General features: G+C 45.8%; 18 protein-coding genes and 2 tRNA genes. 8 read left to right on the top strand and 12 right to left on the bottom strand.

Features of this window, described 5'->3' with window-relative positions; all coding sequences use genetic code 11:
• The first annotated feature begins 20 nt into the window (after positions 1–20).
• The gene (locus tag K1X61_02260; protein ID MBX7107448.1) at positions 21–1,520 is read left to right on the top strand and encodes a magnesium chelatase; all 1,500 of its coding nucleotides are present in this window, start codon (positions 21–23) and stop codon (positions 1,518–1,520) included.
• Between the two features lie 160 nt (positions 1,521–1,680).
• Here the strand turns inward: K1X61_02260 and K1X61_02255 are convergent.
• Positions 1,681–1,753 (bottom strand) — tRNA-Thr (locus K1X61_02255).
• 8 nt (positions 1,754–1,761) lie between these two features.
• Positions 1,762–1,835: transfer RNA gene (locus K1X61_02250), tRNA-Pro, on the bottom strand.
• A gap of 220 nt (positions 1,836–2,055) precedes the next feature.
• Between K1X61_02250 and pdxH the strand changes: the two genes are divergently transcribed.
• Complete coding sequence (gene pdxH, locus K1X61_02245) at positions 2,056–2,658, top strand: pyridoxamine 5'-phosphate oxidase (protein MBX7107447.1); 603 nt, start codon at positions 2,056–2,058, stop codon at positions 2,656–2,658.
• Positions 2,659–2,709: 51 nt separating this feature from the next.
• Here pdxH and K1X61_02240 read toward each other — a convergent pair whose 3' ends face one another.
• Both K1X61_02240 and K1X61_02235 read right to left on the bottom strand, forming a co-directional pair.
• Positions 2,710–2,889: a 30S ribosomal protein THX gene (locus tag K1X61_02240; protein MBX7107446.1), complete on the bottom strand. Its 180-nt coding sequence runs from the start codon at positions 2,887–2,889 to the stop codon at positions 2,710–2,712.
• A gap of 146 nt (positions 2,890–3,035) precedes the next feature.
• On the bottom strand, positions 3,036–3,308 hold the full coding sequence (locus K1X61_02235; protein MBX7107445.1) for an HU family DNA-binding protein: 273 nt from the start codon (positions 3,306–3,308) through the stop codon (positions 3,036–3,038).
• 476 nt (positions 3,309–3,784) lie between these two features.
• On the opposite strand from K1X61_02235, the gene K1X61_02230 reads away from it, so the two are divergent.
• Entirely contained in the window at positions 3,785–3,940 is a 156-nt protein-coding gene (locus K1X61_02230) for a hypothetical protein (protein MBX7107444.1), read from the top strand.
• Positions 3,941–4,042: 102 nt separating this feature from the next.
• Here the strand turns inward: K1X61_02230 and recG are convergent, their stop codons facing one another.
• Positions 4,043–6,157 carry an ATP-dependent DNA helicase RecG gene (gene recG / locus K1X61_02225; GenBank protein ID MBX7107443.1) on the bottom strand — a complete coding sequence of 705 codons (2,115 nt, stop codon included), beginning with the start codon at positions 6,155–6,157 and terminating at the stop codon, positions 4,043–4,045.
• Between the two features lie 278 nt (positions 6,158–6,435).
• Between recG and K1X61_02220 the strand changes: the two genes are divergently transcribed.
• The 3 genes from K1X61_02220 (at position 6,436) to K1X61_02210 (ending at position 8,549) form a co-directional block, all read left to right on the top strand.
• Positions 6,436–6,933 (top strand): DinB family protein, encoded by a 498-nt coding sequence (locus tag K1X61_02220; protein ID MBX7107442.1) that lies wholly within the window; start codon positions 6,436–6,438, stop codon positions 6,931–6,933.
• Positions 6,934–7,038: 105 nt separating this feature from the next.
• Entirely contained in the window at positions 7,039–7,761 is a 723-nt protein-coding gene (locus K1X61_02215) for a PorT family protein (GenBank protein MBX7107441.1), read from the top strand.
• Between the two features lie 98 nt (positions 7,762–7,859).
• Positions 7,860–8,549, top strand: a complete 690-nt coding sequence (locus K1X61_02210; protein ID MBX7107440.1) for a PorT family protein — start codon at positions 7,860–7,862, stop codon at positions 8,547–8,549.
• A 334-nt stretch (positions 8,550–8,883) separates the two neighbouring features.
• Here K1X61_02210 and K1X61_02205 read toward each other — a convergent pair whose 3' ends face one another.
• The 7 genes from K1X61_02205 to K1X61_02175 all read right to left on the bottom strand — a co-directional run bounded on the left by K1X61_02205 (position 8,884) and on the right by K1X61_02175 (position 15,862).
• Positions 8,884–10,005, bottom strand: a complete 1,122-nt coding sequence (locus K1X61_02205; GenBank protein ID MBX7107439.1) for an ABC transporter permease — start codon at positions 10,003–10,005, stop codon at positions 8,884–8,886.
• Positions 10,006–10,124: 119 nt separating this feature from the next.
• Positions 10,125–11,231: an ABC transporter permease gene (locus K1X61_02200; protein MBX7107438.1), complete on the bottom strand. Its 1,107-nt coding sequence runs from the start codon at positions 11,229–11,231 to the stop codon at positions 10,125–10,127.
• A 56-nt stretch (positions 11,232–11,287) separates the two neighbouring features.
• Positions 11,288–12,028, bottom strand: coding sequence for an ABC transporter ATP-binding protein (locus tag K1X61_02195; GenBank protein ID MBX7107437.1), 741 nt, complete (start codon positions 12,026–12,028; stop codon positions 11,288–11,290).
• Complete coding sequence (locus K1X61_02190; protein ID MBX7107436.1) at positions 12,025–12,954, bottom strand: ABC transporter ATP-binding protein; 930 nt, start codon at positions 12,952–12,954, stop codon at positions 12,025–12,027. Before K1X61_02190 ends, K1X61_02195 begins: the two co-directional genes overlap by 4 nt.
• A gap of 4 nt (positions 12,955–12,958) precedes the next feature.
• A complete protein-coding gene (locus K1X61_02185) occupies positions 12,959–13,843 on the bottom strand; it encodes an HlyD family efflux transporter periplasmic adaptor subunit (GenBank protein MBX7107435.1) in 885 nt (294 codons plus the stop codon).
• Between the two features lie 103 nt (positions 13,844–13,946).
• A complete protein-coding gene (locus K1X61_02180; GenBank protein MBX7107434.1) occupies positions 13,947–15,251 on the bottom strand; it encodes a TolC family protein in 1,305 nt (434 codons plus the stop codon).
• The gene (locus tag K1X61_02175; protein MBX7107433.1) at positions 15,248–15,862 is read right to left on the bottom strand and encodes a TetR/AcrR family transcriptional regulator; all 615 of its coding nucleotides are present in this window, start codon (positions 15,860–15,862) and stop codon (positions 15,248–15,250) included. Before K1X61_02175 ends, K1X61_02180 begins: the two co-directional genes overlap by 4 nt.
• Before the next feature lie 286 nt (positions 15,863–16,148).
• On the opposite strand from K1X61_02175, the gene K1X61_02170 reads away from it, so the two are divergent.
• Together K1X61_02170 and K1X61_02165 are read left to right on the top strand one after the other, a co-directional pair.
• Positions 16,149–17,789 carry an NAD+ synthase gene (locus tag K1X61_02170; GenBank protein MBX7107432.1) on the top strand — a complete coding sequence of 547 codons (1,641 nt, stop codon included), beginning with the start codon at positions 16,149–16,151 and terminating at the stop codon, positions 17,787–17,789.
• Between the two features lie 67 nt (positions 17,790–17,856).
• Positions 17,857–18,288, top strand: a complete 432-nt coding sequence (locus tag K1X61_02165) for an SRPBCC domain-containing protein (protein MBX7107431.1) — start codon at positions 17,857–17,859, stop codon at positions 18,286–18,288.
• Positions 18,289–18,506: the final 218 nt, after the last annotated feature.

Here is an 18,506-nt window from a genome sequence, read left to right as displayed (position 1 = left end):
TTTCTATTACACCACCGATCATGAACAGAGAGAAGATTACCACATTGGGCGCGTTAAAGGCAGCCGGTTATCAACCCAAACCTATTAAAGAGGAGATGCGTGATAACCTGGTCGCCGCGCTGAAGGATAAAAGAAATGTGTTTGAAGGCATACAGGGATATGATGAGTCGGTTATTCCTCAGCTGCAGACTGCCATTCTTTCCCGTCATAACATTATTCTGCTGGGATTACGCGGACAGGCTAAAACCCGCCTGGCCCGGCTGATGGTGCATCTGCTCGACGAAGAAATTCCGGTAGTGAAAGGGTCGGAGATGAATGATGATCCTTTGCAGCCCATTTCCAGGTATGCAAAAGACCTCGTCGCGGAATGGGGTGGGCAAACACCGGTTGACTGGCTGCACCGTGATCAGCGTTATGCGGAAAAGCTGGCCACGCCTGACGTATCGGTGGCTGACCTGATTGGCGATGTGGATCCTATCAAGGCTGCTTCGCTGAAGCTCAATTATGCCGATGAAAGGGTAATACATTACGGTATCATACCTCGCTCACACCGCAGCATTTTTGTTATCAATGAATTACCGGATTTGCAGGCGCGCATACAGGTTTCGCTGTTTAATATTTTGCAGGAAGGCGATATTCAGATCCGCGGGTTCAAGATGCGGCTGCCGTTGGATATTCAGTTTGTGTTTACCGCCAACCCTGAAGATTATACCAACCGCGGATCGATTGTTACGCCATTAAAAGACCGTATCGACAGTCAGATACTCACGCATTATCCGAAGAGCATTGAAACATCGCGTGCCATCACGGAACAGGAATCGGACATTACCGTTGCACAGCGCGAATCTATAACGGTTCCTTCCATTTTGAATGATCTCATTGAGCAGGTGGCATTCGAAGCACGTGAAAGTGATTTTGTAGATAAGAAAAGCGGAGTGTCGGCCCGTCTCACCATTTCCGCACTCGAAAACCTGTACAGCACGATTGAGCGGAGAATGCTCATCAATAAAGAATCCAAAGGGTATGCGCGGATCGCTGATATTTATGGTATTCTGCCATCCATTACCGGGAAGGTGGAATTGGTGTATGAAGGCGAAGTGGAAGGCATTGCCACTGTTGCCACCATGCTGATCGGAAAGGCCTTACGAAAACAGTTTGCCGGCATTTTCCCAAACCCGGAAAAAAACAAGAAAAGCAAGACAAAGACAGTAAGTCCTTATGCCGAGGTGATCAACTGGTTCAATGAAGGAAACAAAGCGGACATAATCAAGGATGCACCGCAGGCAGCCTATGAAAAATCACTGCTCTTTGTGAAAGGGTTGCCTGAGCTGGTGAAACTTTATTTTCCGCGCGCGGCAAAGCAGGAGCAGATATTCATGATGGAATTCGCGCTGCACGGTCTTGCCGAATTTTCACAGCTGAGTAAGCATCGGCTGGAAGAAGGCATTCAGTTCAAGGACCTGTTGGGCAGTATGATGAATTTTGGAATCGGGGAAGAAGAGGAAGAAGGGAATTCGTGACAGGAGGAGGGAGGAGTAATGATAGTTACTTGTTGAAATATTTGTTTAGTCATTATGTTGCTGTAATCGCAAAAATGGATTGTGTGAAACTCAGTAGTACCAACATCCGGATGGATCTGATTGAATAATGTATGCATAATACATAGCAATAAAATAAGAGAGCCTCCCAAGGGACTTGAACCCTCGACCTACTGATTACGAATCAATTGCTCTACCAACTGAGCTAAGGAGGCGAAAATAGTCGGGGTGAGAGGACTCGAACCTCCGACCTCCACGTCCCGAACGTGGCACGCTAGCCAACTGCGCTACACCCCGAATGCTTAACTTACTTAAAAAGCAAAATAATACTATGATCATTTAGCGGGACGGCAAATTTAGTTTAAAATCTAAATTGCAGAAAGATTTGTTCTTCCTTCATGTAGGAACGTATCGGGATGCAGGCAACACAATCTGACGGTTTACTATTCTCTCACACCAATAATAAACGGACATGACGGAAAATGAAAAACGCGGAAGCCGGCAGGTGGAAAATCCCATGGCTATTCTTGACGAACAATCCGTGAACAGCGATCCGGTCCGTCAGTTTCAGCAGTGGTTGCAGGAAGCAATATCAGCCGGCATTCCGCAGGCTGATGCCATGACACTCGCTACCTGTGGAATAGATTTCAAACCGTCGGCGCGCATGGTGTTGCTGAAAGGGGTCGAAGACGGGAAGTTTATGTTTTTTACAAATTACAATAGCAGGAAAGGGAAAGAACTTTTGTGGAATCCGTATGCCGCACTGCTTTTTTTCTGGAATGAACTGAACCGTCAGGTGCGCATCGAAGGCAGAATTGAGAAGATGCCGAACGAAGCATCAGATGCCTACTTTCACAGCCGGCCTTCAGCCAGTCAACTCAGCGCAATTGTTTCTCCGCAGAGTGAGGTCATCGCCGGCAGGTCTGTGCTGGAAGATGAACGGATGCGTCTTCAAAAGGAATTAATTTCAGAGGATATACGGCGCCCTGCGCATTGGGGCGGATACAAAGTGGTTCCTTACAGTATTGAGTTTTGGCAGCGGCGTGAGAACCGGTTGCATGACAGGTTGTTATTTACACGCCTGGGAGAGGAATGGAAGCTCGAACGGCTTGCCCCATAAAAAAAGTGTCCCAACACAGTCGGGACAGCTTCATGCGGCAATCACTGCATGTTACTTTTCTTTTTTCTTGGGTGCTCTTTTCTTCGGTGCCTCTTTCGGTGCTGCATCAGTTTCTTTTACGGCCGCCACCGGTTTCACTGCAATCCGCTTGGCGGATCTTGCCTTTCTGCTGTTGCCGAAAGAGCCAATGGTAATCTTTCCGCGTTTGGTTCTTTTATCACCTCTGCCCATGAATTATTTGTTTTTTAGTGAATGATCAGGATGCGCAAAGGTGAATAAAAATCTGTGAATATTGATGAGGATTTTTAAACCCGCAAATAAAAAACGCATTCCGTACCTGGAATGCGTTTATCTGATGCTGACTAAATTAAATACTACTATTTAACTTTAGCAGCGAACTCTTTTCCTGCTTTGAATTTTGCCACTTTGCGTGCAGGTATATTGATGGATTTTCCGGTTTGCGGGTTTCTGCCTTTTCGAGCAGATCGTCTTGAAACACTGAAAGTGCCAAAGCCGACCAAGGTCACCTTGTCGCCTTTTTTCAGGGTGCTCATCGTGGTATTAATAAATGAGTCCAGCGCAGCACCTGCCTGTGCTTTTGAAACTTTGGAATCAGCAGCCATTTTAGCAATGAGTTGACCTTTGTTCATAAGAATGAAAATTTTTTTGTGAAATAGTTTTAAGTTCTTTAGCGCATCAAAAATATATGCTTTTGAGAATATTCCAAATCATTTGGCCTGTTATTTTGATGAAATGCTTACGGGACAAGCATTTAAAAGCATTATGAATTTTTATACCTTGTAAAAGCAGCAGCTTATCGCAGCATTTATTGCAGGAAGGCGTGCTAAGTGCAAACGCTGCACGCTTTCAACTGATGTCTGAAACGCTTACTGGCAAAGGCTTTCATGCGCAACCATATTTTGTCATGAAAAATTCGCTCTTTCACGACATGCAAAAAGCGGCAGTGCCTGGTTATTGTTCTTGAATTTCTTCGGTGGGAATGAGCAATGACGAGACAATAAGGCTGTAGTCTTGCAGGATTGTTCGATAGAAAATTCCGGGATGACAGGGGAATGTCAACACAAAAGCTGAGGTGCTATTTCAATATCAGTTAAATTTGCCTGGTATGAAGAAGATAATTGCGGCACTCTTTGTATTAATAATTATTGCATCCTGCAACAGGTCTGTTTGCCCGGCGTATCTGAATGGCGAAGCAACGGGCACTTCTGGTACCAAGGCAAAGAAAATGGAATTGTTTCCGCCGGCAATGAAGAAGAAATAAAACAGTCATTTTCATCAGCAACATGTTGCCGGAGCTGAAGCATTGTAATTATACAAGCTGAAAGTTTTGAAGCATGCAAGGATGTAATCGAGATTCCATAGATCAGGAAATTCGGCTCCACTTTTTATCCTTTTTGTGATGTGCAGCAATAAAGTTTTTCAGCCCTAAATTATCTGATGACTCCAGCAATGGATCTGCCTCCAGCAATTGTTCCGCTTCACTTCTTGCCAGTGCGAGTATCTTCTGATCTCTGGCGAGATCTGCCAGTTGAAAGGGCACCAGCCCGGATTGCTGCGTTCCTTCCAGGTCGCCGGGCCCTCGCAATCTTAAGTCTTCTTCCGCAATGCGGAAGCCATCGTTGGTCTGCGTGAGAATGTTCATGCGTGCGCGTGCTTCGGCAGAGAGCTTATCACCCGTCAGCAGAATGCAGTAGGAGTGTTCCGCTCCGCGGCCTACGCGGCCACGCAGCTGATGAAGTTGTGATAGTCCGAACCGTTCAGCACTTTCAATCACCATCACACTTGCATTCGGAACATCCACACCAACTTCAATTACCGTGGTGGCTACCATGATCTGCGTCTCATTACGGATGAACCGTTGCATTTCAAGGTCACGTGCATCAGCTTTCATCTTACCGTGTACGATGCTGATGGCATAATCCGGCAATGGAAAAGCCCTTGCGATACTTTCGTAGCCATCCATAAGAAATTTATAATCCTGTTTCTCCGACTCTTCAATCAACGGATAAACGATATAGATCTGCCGCCCCTGTTGAATTTGTTCTTTGATGAATCCAAAGACACGGAGCCTCGATGCGTCGAAGCGGTGAACAGTTGTAATGGGTTTTCTTCCCGGCGGCAGTTCATCAATAGTTGATATATCAAGGTCTCCATACAAAGTCATGGCTAATGTCCTTGGAATGGGCGTGGCCGTCATCACCAGCACATGCGGCGGTAAATGATTTTTTGTCCAGAGGCTTGCACGCTGTTCAACACCAAAGCGATGTTGTTCATCAATTACAATCAGTCCAAGGTTACTGAAAATGACTTTTTCTTCAATCAGGGCATGTGTTCCAATCACGATGTTGGTTTCGCCATGCTGTAATGCCGACAAGGTCTTTTTCCTGTCAGCTCCTTTTACGGAGGCAGTAAGCAGGTCTACACGCAGGCCAAGTCCATCCGTCAGCAAAGTGAGATTACGGTAATGCTGCAGGGCGAGCAGTTCAGTGGGTACCATCATGGCCGCCTGAAAATTATTATCAATAGCCATCAGCATGATCAGCAAGCTGACGATAGTCTTACCGCTCCCGACATCACCCTGCAACAGCCGGTTCATCTGTTTGCCCGAGATCAGGTCCATGCGTATTTCCTTAATCACTCTTTTTTGTGCAGCAGTAAGCTCATAAGGAAGTTTCTTATGATAAAAAAGATTAAAAGTGGGTTCGAGTTTTGCAAAGAGAAAGCCTGCTGAGGAACGTTTCCTCCCCAGTTTCAATTGTAAAATCTGCAGCTGACTGAAAAACAATTCTTCAAACTTCAAACGGTTACGCGCTTTTTCCAGCATGGCATCATTGTCCGGAAAATGAATTTGCCGGAAAGCCTCGTGCCGTGAAACGAAATGAAATCGTTGCTGCAATGACTCCGGCAGGTTTTCCGGAAGGTCAGGCGCAGTGATCATGGCCAAGAGCGTGGTAATGAGTTTCTCCAGCCCTTTGGAATGCAGTCCGCGCGCTTTTAGTTTTTCAGTGGAAGAGTACATCGGCTGCAGCCTGCCATCCGGCTTATCAGCAGCTTCTTCAAAAGGTGTGATGTCGGGATGCACTATGGAATATTCCCCTTTGAAAATGCCCGGCTTTCCAAACACGATATATTTTTTCCCGGTCTCCACCATCTTTTCAGCGTAGCGTATGCCCTGAAACCACACCAGTTCCATTTCACCGGTTTCGTCGGCGAAGTAAGCCACAAACCGTTTTCCACGGTTTTCGCCTACCAGGTTTTTCTCCATCACTTTGCCGATGATCTGAACGTATTGCGTATGCGGCGTGAGCTGATTTATTTTATAAAATGAAGTACGGTCGATGTACCTGAAAGGAAAATGATGCAGCAGGTCGGCAAAGGTGAAGATGTGCAGTTCCTTTTTGAGCATATCGGCACGCTGTGGCCCTACGCCCTTCAGGTATTCAATGGGGGAAGCAAGCAGCTGATAAATTTGTGCCATAACTTTCAAAAATAAGATACCGTTGCCGGAACCTGTCAGGATATGAGCAGTGAAAATAATAAATGACGGTTAAACAGTGACCTGCTTGTTTCAGCAACTATCTCCTGCATGGTGCAACAGTCAGCTTTGTACATCCACAACGGCATGCGCTTACCAATACGCTGTTGCTGTTGTTCATTCAGCACGGCTTCCTGATTTTGCAACAGGCAACCACCTTAAGCTGAAACGATTCAGCGAATGTTTGCAAATTTGTAGCTTGTTCATCCAATTCAGTTATCATGACCGCTTTTTCCTCGCCTGAAAAACGAAAATCCAAGATCAGTTCCTTTGGCAACGGGTATCAGCATTTAACGGGGTTGCTGCAAAATATTCCGGAAGAAGTGCTGTCATACCGTGCCCATTATGATGCCTGGAACATCAATGAAATGGTGATTCACCTGGCAGATCTCGAAGCAACGGCTTATGTTAATTTCAGAAGAGCCGTGGCCGAGCCGACGGAGAGCATCATGGCATTTGATAAGGATTTGTGGGTGGAATCGTTGCCTTATTATAATCAGCCGGTGGAGGCTTCGCTGAAACTGTTCCGGTTGCTGCGGGCAAGCAATTATCTGTTACTGAAAAATATTTCGCAGGACGCTTGGCTGAATACGGTAAACTATCCTGACAACGGTCAGATATCTTTGGAAGACCTGCTCGATCTGTACACGGGCCACTTTGAACGGGTGATGCGGGAAATACAACGCAATGCTGATGATTGGCAAAAGCAAGTGAAGTGAAGGATACCGCTTGTTTGGCTTGCTGATTAAAGTCGGTCAATATTTGAAATGCTCCTGCTCATTTGTCAACGCTTCAATAGCTATTTTTACTGAAATATTTTGTCTATGAAATGCCGTTTAGTTTTTCTCTTCCTTGTTTGTACCGTTGCTGCATCTGCGCAGGTGAATGATACTACCGCATCCATGATGCCGCCGCAGGTTGCCGGTGTGCTGAATTTTCCAAAACAGTTTTTCTTTTTTGATATCAGCAATACCACATGGCTGAATGCGCCGGATGATGTGCAGACTAAACTCATTTCAGGCGGACTGAACATTAATTTCCTCTATGAGTTTAACGTGATCAGTTCCAAGCTGGGAATCGCACCGGGCATCAGTTACTCCGTATCCGGTGTAAAAAGTAATGCGGTTTATGATTATGAGTTTAACAGCAGCGGCAGTGAAGTGTTATTTACCGACCTGAAGCCTTATGATACGCTTTACACAAAGAGCAAGCTCTCTGTTTCGTATCTTGAAATACCACTGGAGGTGCATATTCACCTGAAACCGAATAACAGGAGACTTGGTTTTTTAATTGCTCCGGGATTCAGGGCAGGCGTGCTGGCAGGTGACTTCTGGAAATTAAACTATCATTCATCAGTTGCCGGCGCGGAAAAGGTTAAAGTGTATGGCATTGAAAATATTTCACCTTTCCGTTATGGTGTTTCACTTCGGCTGATGTATTATAAATTCGGGTTGTTTGGATATTATCAGCTGAACCATCTTTTTGAAGAAAGTAAAGGGCCAGCCATTACACCGTTCTCAATTGGAGTTTCAGTTTCTCCTTTTTAAAATCCATCCGTTCGTGAAACTTCATTATTCAATTCGGCTTATCTTGGTGCTCTCTTGATTTTATACAATCATCGTTTCACATCAAATCACGGCAGAAAATGAAAAAAGCATTATTTATTGTATTACTCGGAGTATGCATGATGAAAGCTTCCGCTCAGGGAACCTCACAGGATTCCGGTGTACGGTTCGGACTTTCCCTGTCACCGCAGATCAGCTGGTTATCCTCTGTTGATAAGGGGCTGGAAGGAAACGGATCTTACCTTGGATTTTCCTATGGTTTGCTGATGGATATCCTGATACCCACCAACTATGCTTTTGCAACAGGGTTGCTGATTTCGTATGAGGGCGGTAAGCTGACCTATACTGATTCCACAAAATTTAATACTTACCCCGACAATACTTATCCGGCAGGCACCAATGTAGATTACAGGTTACAGTATATTGAAATTCCATTGAGCATGAAGCTCCGCACCAATCAGATTGGATACCTCACCTATTTTGGCCAGTTTGGATTACAAGGTGGAATTGCCATCCGTTCGAGGGCCGATCTTGATGCCTATAACGCCGCGCTTGACGAAGAGAAAGTGGATTTTGGCAAGGATGTGACGCCTGGTAATCTTGGTTTGCTGCTTGGAGGCGGAATCGAATATGAGATCAGTGGTAAGACGGCTCTGTTGGCCGGCATTCAGTTTCACAATGGTTTTATTGATGTTACTGATAATCCGAAAGACTACAAGACAGTTTCATCATTGACGCATTTCCGGCTGCAGCTCGGCATCTATTTTTAGTGTGCATTGCTGCGTTATTATGTAAGACAGTTGCCGCTAGCCAAAGAGACCGGATCAGTGAATCAGAAGTTAGCTCATAACAGGCAATCAATGTGGTCATGCCGGATTTATTTCGGCATCTGTCCATGAATTGAAAAGATCCTGATCTTGATCAATCGGGAGGATGACTCCAGGTATTTTACGATAGCTTCTGATATAATTTGTGCTTGTTTCATTAAGACGATTTACTTTTTTTCACCTGCCCCAAGTATGGTGTGCCCTTTGGCAGACCGGATGATCTGCCGTAAGGTTGACTTGAAAACTGCCTCATGGAATGAGCTGTGTATAAATTTCTTCAAGCCGTTGTTTTCCGGTAGTTGAATACGGCAAAACCGTTTATCACTAATGCGAATGCCAGCATAATGGCCAGGTAATGCTTGATATCCTGGAATCCGCTTCCCTTCAGCATTACCATGCGCATCACTTTAATGAAGTAAGCAATTGGATTAAAGAGTGTAATTTTTTGCGCCCACAGTGGCATGCTTTCTATAGGTGTGAACAAGCCACTCATGAGTATAAAGAGAACCATGAAAAACCAGGAGAGAAACATGGCCTGCTGTTGCGTGTCGGTGAAAGTGGAGATGAGGAGACCTGTTCCTAAGATGACAAGGAGGTAAACAGCAGCGAAGAGATAAATCCATGCGATGTTACCCACAATCGGTATATTAAAGACCAGCTTCCCAATGAGTAAACCGATCGTCAGCTCCAGCAATGCCAGCATCCAGAAAGGAAGTAATTTACCGATGATAAATTCAGTTTTGGAAATCGGAGTCACATTCAACTGTTCAATGGTTCCGATCTCTTTTTCACGAACAATATTCATGGCGCAAAGGAACATACCGATCAGTGTAATCAGCAATACCACCAAGCCCGGTACCATGAACGTCTTGTAGTTCATATCCGGATTAAACCAGTTTGAATAGTTGACACTGATTATGCCTGCGGATGGGTTGTCTCTTACCGGCATCAGTTCAGCCTGTATGTTCCTGCTGAATGCATTTACAATCTGAGAAGCATATGCATTCGCCAGTCCACCGGCAGCTCCATCCACTGCATTGATGATAAACTCAACAGCATTGTGCTGATTGCGGATGAGATCGCGTTCAAAATGCGGTGGAATACGAACGATGATTTCCGCTTCATTTTTCTCTAGCCTGTCATTCGCCCTGGCAAAATCAAAGGAATGATCAACGAGTTGAAAATAACCGGAAGCCGTAAACATACTGATCAGCTGCCTCGACATCGTACTCTGATCCGCATCCATTACATGTAAACTGATGTTCCTGATTTCATAGGTTACCGCATTGCTGAGGATGAGCAGCTGAATCACCGGCATCACAAAAATGATGAGTATCATGCTGCGCGTACGGAAGATCTGCAGAAATTCTTTTTGTAGGATGAATCCGATGCGGCGCATTTTATGGAGTATGTGGATTTGTGTTTTTCATGGTTGCATGTTTACGGGTAATCAGCACCGTGAGCCGTTCATTCCGCAAGTGAGTGATAAACTGCCTGCAGAACGCCGGTCTGTTTTTTTCACTCCAGCCGCACCTTGTATCTTCTTGCACTCACCATTAAAAAGAAAAAAGTCATGCCAGAAAGAATCAATGCTTCTTTCCAGATATATTCCAGTCCGTTTCCTTTCAGCATGATGCCGCGCACAATGATGATAAACCATCTTGCAGGAATTACATTGCTGATCACTTGCAGGAGCAGCGGCATATTTTTGATCGGGAAGATGAAACCGCTGAGCAAAATCGTCGGCATCATCAGTCCGATCATGGAAATCATCATCGCTACCTGCATCTTATCCGTAACCGTAGAGATCATGATGCCCAGCGATAGCGCGGTGATGATAAACAACGTGACCATTGCTTCCAGCAAAATAATGTTGCCGGTTACCGGCACTTCAAACACAAACCTGCCCAGCAGCAGGATGATGTTGGCGATGATGAATGAAAGCAACAGGTAAGGAATTACTTTACCGACAATGATCTGCAACGGTTTCATCGGCGACACCATCAGTATTTCCATTGTACCCGTTTCTTTTTCCCGTGTGATGGAAATGGAGGTCATCATGGCGGATATCAGCATCAGGATGATCGTGATAAGGCCGGGAACAAACATGAAAACACTCTTTAGTTCAGGGTTGTAATAGAACCGTACCGCTGGCGTGACGGTGTATGGAACATTGATCCCTGCCATCTGTTCGTGCTGGAAATCGCTGATGATTGCCATGGTATAACTTGTGAGCGTATTGGCCGTATTCGGATCGGTGGCGTCTGCTATGATCTGAATATCAGCCTTGCCATCGTGAGCCAGCTGATGGCTGAAGTCAGGCCCGATAACGATTACTTCTTTTACCGTGCCTTCCCTGAATTCATTTTCAATCTGGCTGTTGGATTGCAGATAATTGTGCAAAGTGAAATAACCGGAAGAAAGAATCTTGTTTTCAAGCCGAAGTGATACCTCATCGCCCGATTGATTGAGGATGGATATATTGGCATTCTTTATCTCATTGGAGATGGCGAAACCGAATATCATGATCTGCGCTATGGGCATGCCGAATAATATAATCAGCGTGCGGTAGTCGCGGAAGATGTGGCGAAATTCTTTTGTAACGAATCCAAGAAACCTGTTCATGATCCCGTTGTAAGGTTGATGGTGAATGTTGCTGTATAAGTTTCCATAGTAATCATTCAGTTGCTGATGGCTGCAGGCCTTGCCAGTTGCACAAAAACTTCATCAATATTTGCTGCACCGAACTTCTCTTTAAGCGCTGCCGGCGTATCCATGGCATCGATTCTTCCATCCACCATGATGGAAATCCGGTCGCAGTATTCTGCTTCATCCATATAATGCGTGGTTACAAAAACGGTGATGCCGTTTTCCGCTGCTTCATAAATCATCTCCCAAAACTGCCTTCGTGTTACGGGATCAACACCACTCGTGGGTTCATCGAGAAACACCACCTTCGGTTCATGAAAAACGGCGAGCGAAAAAGCCAGCTTCTGTTTCCATCCAAGCGGCAATGATCCGATGAGCTGATTTTTTGTTTGCATGAAGTTCAGCTTATGCAGCAGTTCATCCGTTTTTTCGGCAATCACTTTTCTGGTTAAGCCATAGATACCGGCATAAAACCGGAAGTTCTCTTTCACCGTAAGGTCTTCATAGAGGGAAAAACGCTGACTCATATATCCGATATTTTCACGGATACGTGCAGCTTCCGTATATACGTCGAAGCCCGCCACAGTGGCGGTGCCTGCCGTCGGTCGCAGCAGGCCATTGAGCATTTTGATAGCTGTGGTTTTGCCTGCACCATTGGCGCCCAGGAAGCCGAATATTTCTCCGCGGCGCACCGTGAAGGAGATATGATCAACGGCCGTAAAGGAGCCAAATTTTTTTGCCAGGTTATTCACCCTGATGATAGGATCATTCATGTTGTTGCCTGTTGCATGAGTTGCATAAATACATCTTCTATGGTGGCACTGATCAGGGTAACGGCCACCTGCTGATGGCCTTGCTGCTTCAGATAGTTGCTGATTTCCCTGATCATTTCTGCTGATAAGTCGTTGCGCGAGTCGGTGTAATGAACGGCGTCGCCGAAGGGTAAAACACTTTCGGCAAAGGGATAGTTACGCAGATCGCGGATGAGTTTGGGTTTGCTGACTGCTGAGATTTGCAAGAGTTTTTTTGCGAAGCTGTTCCTGATTTCATCCGGCGTCTGCACCCGCAGAATGGTACCGTTTTGCATGAGCGCCATCCTGTCGCAGCGCGTGGCTTCATCCATATAAGGTGTGGAAACCACAATGGTGATTCCTTTCTGTTTTAACCGTTGCAGCATTTCCCAGAATTCCCTTCTTGAAACGGGGTCTACGCCGGTAGTAGGTTCATCGAGGAATAATATTTCCGGCGCATGAATGAGTGAGCAGCAGAGTGCGAGTTTCTGCTTCATGCCCCCGGATAGTTTTCCTGCCCGCCGTTTTTTGAATGGCTCGATCTGTATATAAATTTCCCGGATGAGGTCGTAATTTTTTTCAATGGTCGTCCCGAAGATGGTGGCGAAGAATTGCAGGTTTTCGGAGACCGTAAGATCCTGGTAGAGTGAAAACCTGCCCGGCATGTAGCCGGTTTTTTTGCGTATCGGCTTATAATCTTTCACCACATCAAAGCCCAGCACCGTGGCACTGCCTTTGTCCGGAATCATCAGGGAAGTCATGATGCGGAAGAGTGTTGTTTTTCCCGCGCCGTCAGGTCCGATGAGCCCAAACAGTTCTCCCTGCTGCACCTGCAGGGAAATCCCGCTCAGTGCTTTGATATCGCCAAAGTTCTTATCAACCTGCTCTATGATGAGTGGTGTTGTCATGTTTTTATTTTAGAAAAACTTCACCGGGCATTCCGATTTTAATCGGTCCGTTCGCATTATCAACTTTAACCTTCATTGCATAGACGAGGTTGGTGCGTTGTTCTTTGGTCTGTACAATTTTAGGCGTGAACTCCGCTTCCGCGGCAATCCAGGTAATGGTGCCGGTGGTCTCACCGGACTGTCCGCCTTCCGTATCATATTTTACACGCACCGTTGAACCGATTTTTACCGAGGAGAGCTGGCTGCCACCGAGGTAAGCACGTAACTCCATCTTGCCCAAGTCGCCGATCTTATACAGATTTTTTCCCGGCGCAGTGATTTCAGTTTGTTCAGCATATTTGGTAAGCACCGTGCCGTCTGCAGGATTGTAGATGTAACAACGGCGGAGCTGATCGTTGACCTGTTCGATCTGTGCATCCATAGCTTTCATTTCAGCGGCAATACCGGCATTCTGTGATTCAACAGAACTGATTTGCCTTGCGATCACATCAAGCTGACCGTTGACATCATCCAGTTGTTTCTGTGTTGCTGCGCCTTCGCTATACATATTCTGTATGCGCTGCTGTTCAACCTTTGCATTTTTCATCTGCTGATTCAGTACGGCAATCTGTGCGGCGACACCCGGATTTTTTGACCTTATGGCTTCTCTCTGTGCCAGCAGTTGTTTACGTTTCAGATCAAGGGCAACGGTGTCTACGATGCCAACGAGTGAACCTGCTTTCAGTACGGAGCCTTCATTCACATCAAATACGATGAGCGGCCCGGCTGCCTGGGAGGCTACCATGATTTCCGTGGCTTCAAAATTTCCATACGCGTCTGCGGCTTCATTGCCGTTGTTGCAGGAAGATAGCAGAATGATCAGTGCAGGAAGTAACAGGAAGTGCTTCATGATTAGGGTGTAGTTTAATTTTATGCTGACGGCAAATTCTCTTGATTTCTTTCCGGCCGTAAAAACCGCTTTCGGTTGTTGCATTGATTGCTTCATCATTTAACTATTGCCCGATGGTAGTCAGGTAATTTATTTGCGCGTAAATCAGCTGTAATGCATGCGTATTGTAGGTAATCTCCGCAAGGTATTGGGCGTTTACCTGGGTGAGATAATCAGTGACGGTGATGGCGCCGTTGTCGACCTGGTTGGAAGCCGTTTTAGAGATGCTTTTACGCAGCGTAATCAGTTCCTGGTCCTGTGCAATCAGTGTTGTCAGTTTCCGCATTTCTTCCATTTGCTGAATGCTCTGCAGTTTAACATTGATGTCAAGCGCTTCGATCTGCCTGTTGATCATATCCTGTTGAATGGTGTAAATCTGCCGTTCATTTGAAGAGGCATTCCAGTTCCATATATTCCAGCTTATTTTCAGTCCGCCGGTGAAAAAAGGAGCAAACTCCGTATTGAACGGATCAGGGCCGGGAAGTCCGTAGCCAAGTTGTGCAAAGGCACCGGCTTTCGGTGTGGTACTCGTTTTAGTGAGGCTTTTCATTGCTTCCAGGTTCATTTGCTGGTGCTGCAACAGCAGCAGGTCGGGGCGTGTGGCAATGGAATAGGCAGGCATTTCCGGCAGCGGAGCCGGTGTCTGCAGGCGGACCGTAGCAGCATCCAGGGGCTGATTGATGAGCAGCGACAACGACTGCAGATAAGCTGATTTGACGGATACGGCTTCCGTGATCCGCTGATCAGTTCTGAGGATTTCCGCTTTAATCTGCTCTGCATTGCTTTTCAGCGAAGCACCATTTTTCACGGCAACATTCACCTGGTCATATTTTTTCTGCAGGTCATCCCTCGTCAGGTTAAGCTGATCAATAGTTTTATCTCCCAGCAATACGGCAAAGTAGATGAGGTTCACCTGCTGCCGCAGTTTGTACAACTCCACTTCCACCTTTTGCTGATCGGTGAGCAGTGATGCTTCCTGCACTTTTTTATGTCCGCGTGAAATGCCGCCATCATAGATAGTTTCTTTAATGTCGAGCGTTACCTGGTAATGATCTTTGGGGAAGTCAGGAATTTCCTGGCCCGGAATCGAGAATGGAATTTTCAGCACATCAGATTGATAGGTTGCCTGCCCGTTGAGTTCAAAGGCAGGGAGATAGGTTTTGGAGATATTTTCAATGGTGAGGTCATTCGTCTGCTGTAAGAGTTCTTTCTGTTTCAGCAGCGGATAGTTTTGGCGGGCCAGCTGCTGGCAGCCGGCTAAAGTAAGCTGGCCATCGTTTTGCGCCAATGCGTTTGTTGCGGATAGCATGCTGAGCCACATGATTGAAAGAAAGCTGCACAGGATGGACGGGTTGGACTTTTTATTCATTGCCTGTTTATGGATTGAAGAATCATGGAAGGAATTAACTGCTTTCTGATTGCTATGAATTGTTTGAATTCTTTATCACTCATTCCCATCATCTTACAGATCATCGGTTTTGCAGCGAAGGGAAAAATGCAGAGCGAAAGCATATTCACCATCAGCTGTCGGGGATCAACCGGTACAGTGGATTTTTTCTTGATATCATCTGCCAGTTGCTGCATGAATTTTTTATTCCGGCTCACGGCGCCTTTGGGCATAAAAAGCTTTTCAAATTTATCCGGATCCTGATTGATCTCATGTAATACAAATCCGGGCAGGAACGGATTATCCATCAGTACATCCATATAACCGTGTACAAACTGTTCTACTTTGCCGGATAACGGGAGGTCAGGCGAACCCATTAATTCAAATTTTGGTAATAAGCGCTGGAATCCTTCCCTGAATACCGCTTCAAACAGCCGGTTCTTGTTTCTGAAATAGTAATGCAGCAATGCTTTATTGATGCCGGCCGTGTCGGCAATCTCCTGCATGCGCGCACCATGCATGCCGCGTAACAGAAACACTTTACGGGCGGCAGACAGAATTTTCTGTTCGGTAGAGAGGTCGCGGGACGGCATAAGGCAAATTAACCAAATGATTTAACCAAATGGTTAATGCTGCAAAGAAAGGAGGAAAAGCGGACGCCGCAAAATTTTTTTTCAAAAAAATATTTTATTCGTGCAAGGTGAGTTTACGCCGCACAAGGTAAGCTCGTGCTGAATAAACAGCAGGCACCGTATTGTGGGGAATAGAGAGTAACCGGCAAATTATCGTCTTAAATGAATCATCCGTACTATCTGCATTTGCCACAGCATGTAATTGCAGCGTGGAAACTTTACATTTGAGCAATCAGAAACCGACGATATGAAGATTGCCATGGCACAGCAGAATTACCTCATTGGTGACTTTGAGGGCAACAGGAAGAAGATCACCGGCGCGATCAGGCGCGCAAAGGAAATGGGTGCTGACCTCGTGTTATTTTCAGAACTGAGTGTCTGTGGTTATCCACCCCGCGACTTCCTCGAGTTCCGTGATTTTATTGATCAGTGCAAGGCATCCGTTCAGCTAATTGCCCGTGAAGCGGTGGGCATCGCTGTAGTAATCGGTGCACCAACCGTTAACCCTAAGCCGGAGGGAAAAGACCTGTATAACTCAGCTTACTTCCTCTACAATGGTGTCATACAACAGGTAATCAACAAATCGCTGTTGCCGAATTATGATGTATTCGATGAGTATCGTTATTTCGAACCTAACCATGAATTCGGCACATTTGAGTTTATGGGAAGAAAATTGGGGTTCACCGTTTGTGAAGATTTATGGAATGCTGGTATTAATCCGCTTTATGTCACAACACCGGTAGAAAGGATTGCAGCCTTTCAGCCTGATTATATGCTGAACATTTCTGCATCGCCGTTCGATTATCATCATTCACGTGAGCGTATTGATTTGCTGAAGCAAACCGCGAAGAGCTACCGCCTGCCAATCTTCTACTGCAATTGCGTTGGCGCGCAGACGGAACTGATTTTCGATGGTGGATCGGTGGTGATTACGCCGAATGGCGAAGTATTCGATGAGATGGAGTATTACCGCGAGGACCTGAAGCTCTATGACCTGGATGAAGTGATGCATGCCCATGATCTCGGAAACCGCGAGCAACCAAAGGATAAGATCCCGCTCATCTTTCAGACGCTGGTAGTGGGCATCCGTGAATATTTCAACAAGTTGAATTTCAGCAAAGCGATTATTGGCCTGAGCGGTGGCATTGATTCCGCTGTGGTAGCCTGTCTTGCCGTTGAAGCACTCGGAAAGGAAAACGTAAAGGCGTTGATCATGCCATCTCAGTTTTCTACCGGTCATTCGGTGGATGATGCAGTTGAACTGGCCAGCCGCCTTGGCATTTCGTATGAAACACTTCCACTGCATGAAGTATACGACGCAGCATTAAAGGTGCTGACGCCTTTTTTTGATAACAAACCATTTGATGTAACGGAAGAGAACCTGCAGGCACGGATACGTGCCCTGTACCTGATGGCTTTTGCCAATAAACACCATTTTATCTTATTGAATACTTCCAATAAAAGTGAAATGGCGGTTGGATACGGAACCCTTTATGGCGACATGTGCGGCGGACTGGCTGTGCTGGGCGATGTGTATAAAACAGAAGTGTATGAGCTGGTGAAACACATCAACCGCGACAGAAAGCTGATACCGGAAAACATCATCTCAAAGCCTCCGTCGGCTGAACTGCGTCATGGGCAGAAGGATGCTGATTCACTGCCGGATTATCCAATACTCGATAAATTATTGTTTCAATACATTGAAAAGCGAAAGGGGCCAAAAGAACTGATAGATCTGGGTTTTGAAAGGCAACTCGTTAGCCGTGTATTGAAGCTGGTAAATACAAGTGAGCATAAGCGGCATCAGTCGCCGCCGGTATTACGGGTTTCTTCGAAAGCGTTTGGCTCAGGCAGAAGATTGCCGATTGTTGCCAAATACCTGTCGTAAAGAAATTGAAGTTGAAAAACTGTCTTTGTGTAATCATTTTTCATTTAACCGCTTATTAATGCTGCGTATGAGACAAGATCTTAAAGTTGAAAAATCTGTTTTGATAAAAGCTTCCCGTCAAAAGGTATGGCAATGCCTGACGACGCCGGAAATAATCAAGGAATATTTGTTTGGTACGGAAACAGTCACCGACTGGCTAAAGGGCAGTGAAATTGTTTTTCACGGAGAATACAATGGTCAGCAATACCGTGACCATGGACGGATTCTGGATAATATTCCCAGTGAAAAATTAAGCTATAGTTATTGGAGCGGCTTTTCCGGTCTTGAAGACAAACCGGAAAATTATTCAACCATCACCTGCACGCTCACTGCGTCGGGTGACGGGTTGACACAGTTAACCTGGACACAGCAGGGATTTGCCAATGAAGAGGGGCATCATCATACGGAATCGAATATGGATGCCTTTCTCGATCACATCAAAGAAATTGCCGAACGATGAAAGGATGGTGACAGCAAAAATGATTACCGGACGCTTTGCTTTTTTTAACTGCAGTGAGTTCGCGATGAACTGTCCGGTCTTAATCGGCAAAGGCAACATTCTTGAAGTGGGCGAACTGCCAGCTCACTGATTAAATTTACATTGCCGGATATTTATTCAGGTTACTATTTTCCAAGGCATATCACCGGAATATTTTTTAAGCGGTTAGAAAAGCCTTT

This window comes from Chitinophagales bacterium (assembly GCA_019694975.1).
GTDB lineage: Bacteria > Bacteroidota > Bacteroidia > Chitinophagales > UBA10324 > JACCZZ01.
Note: the sequence above shows the minus strand (reverse complement) of the source record. Positions and strands in the feature narration are given on the sequence as shown.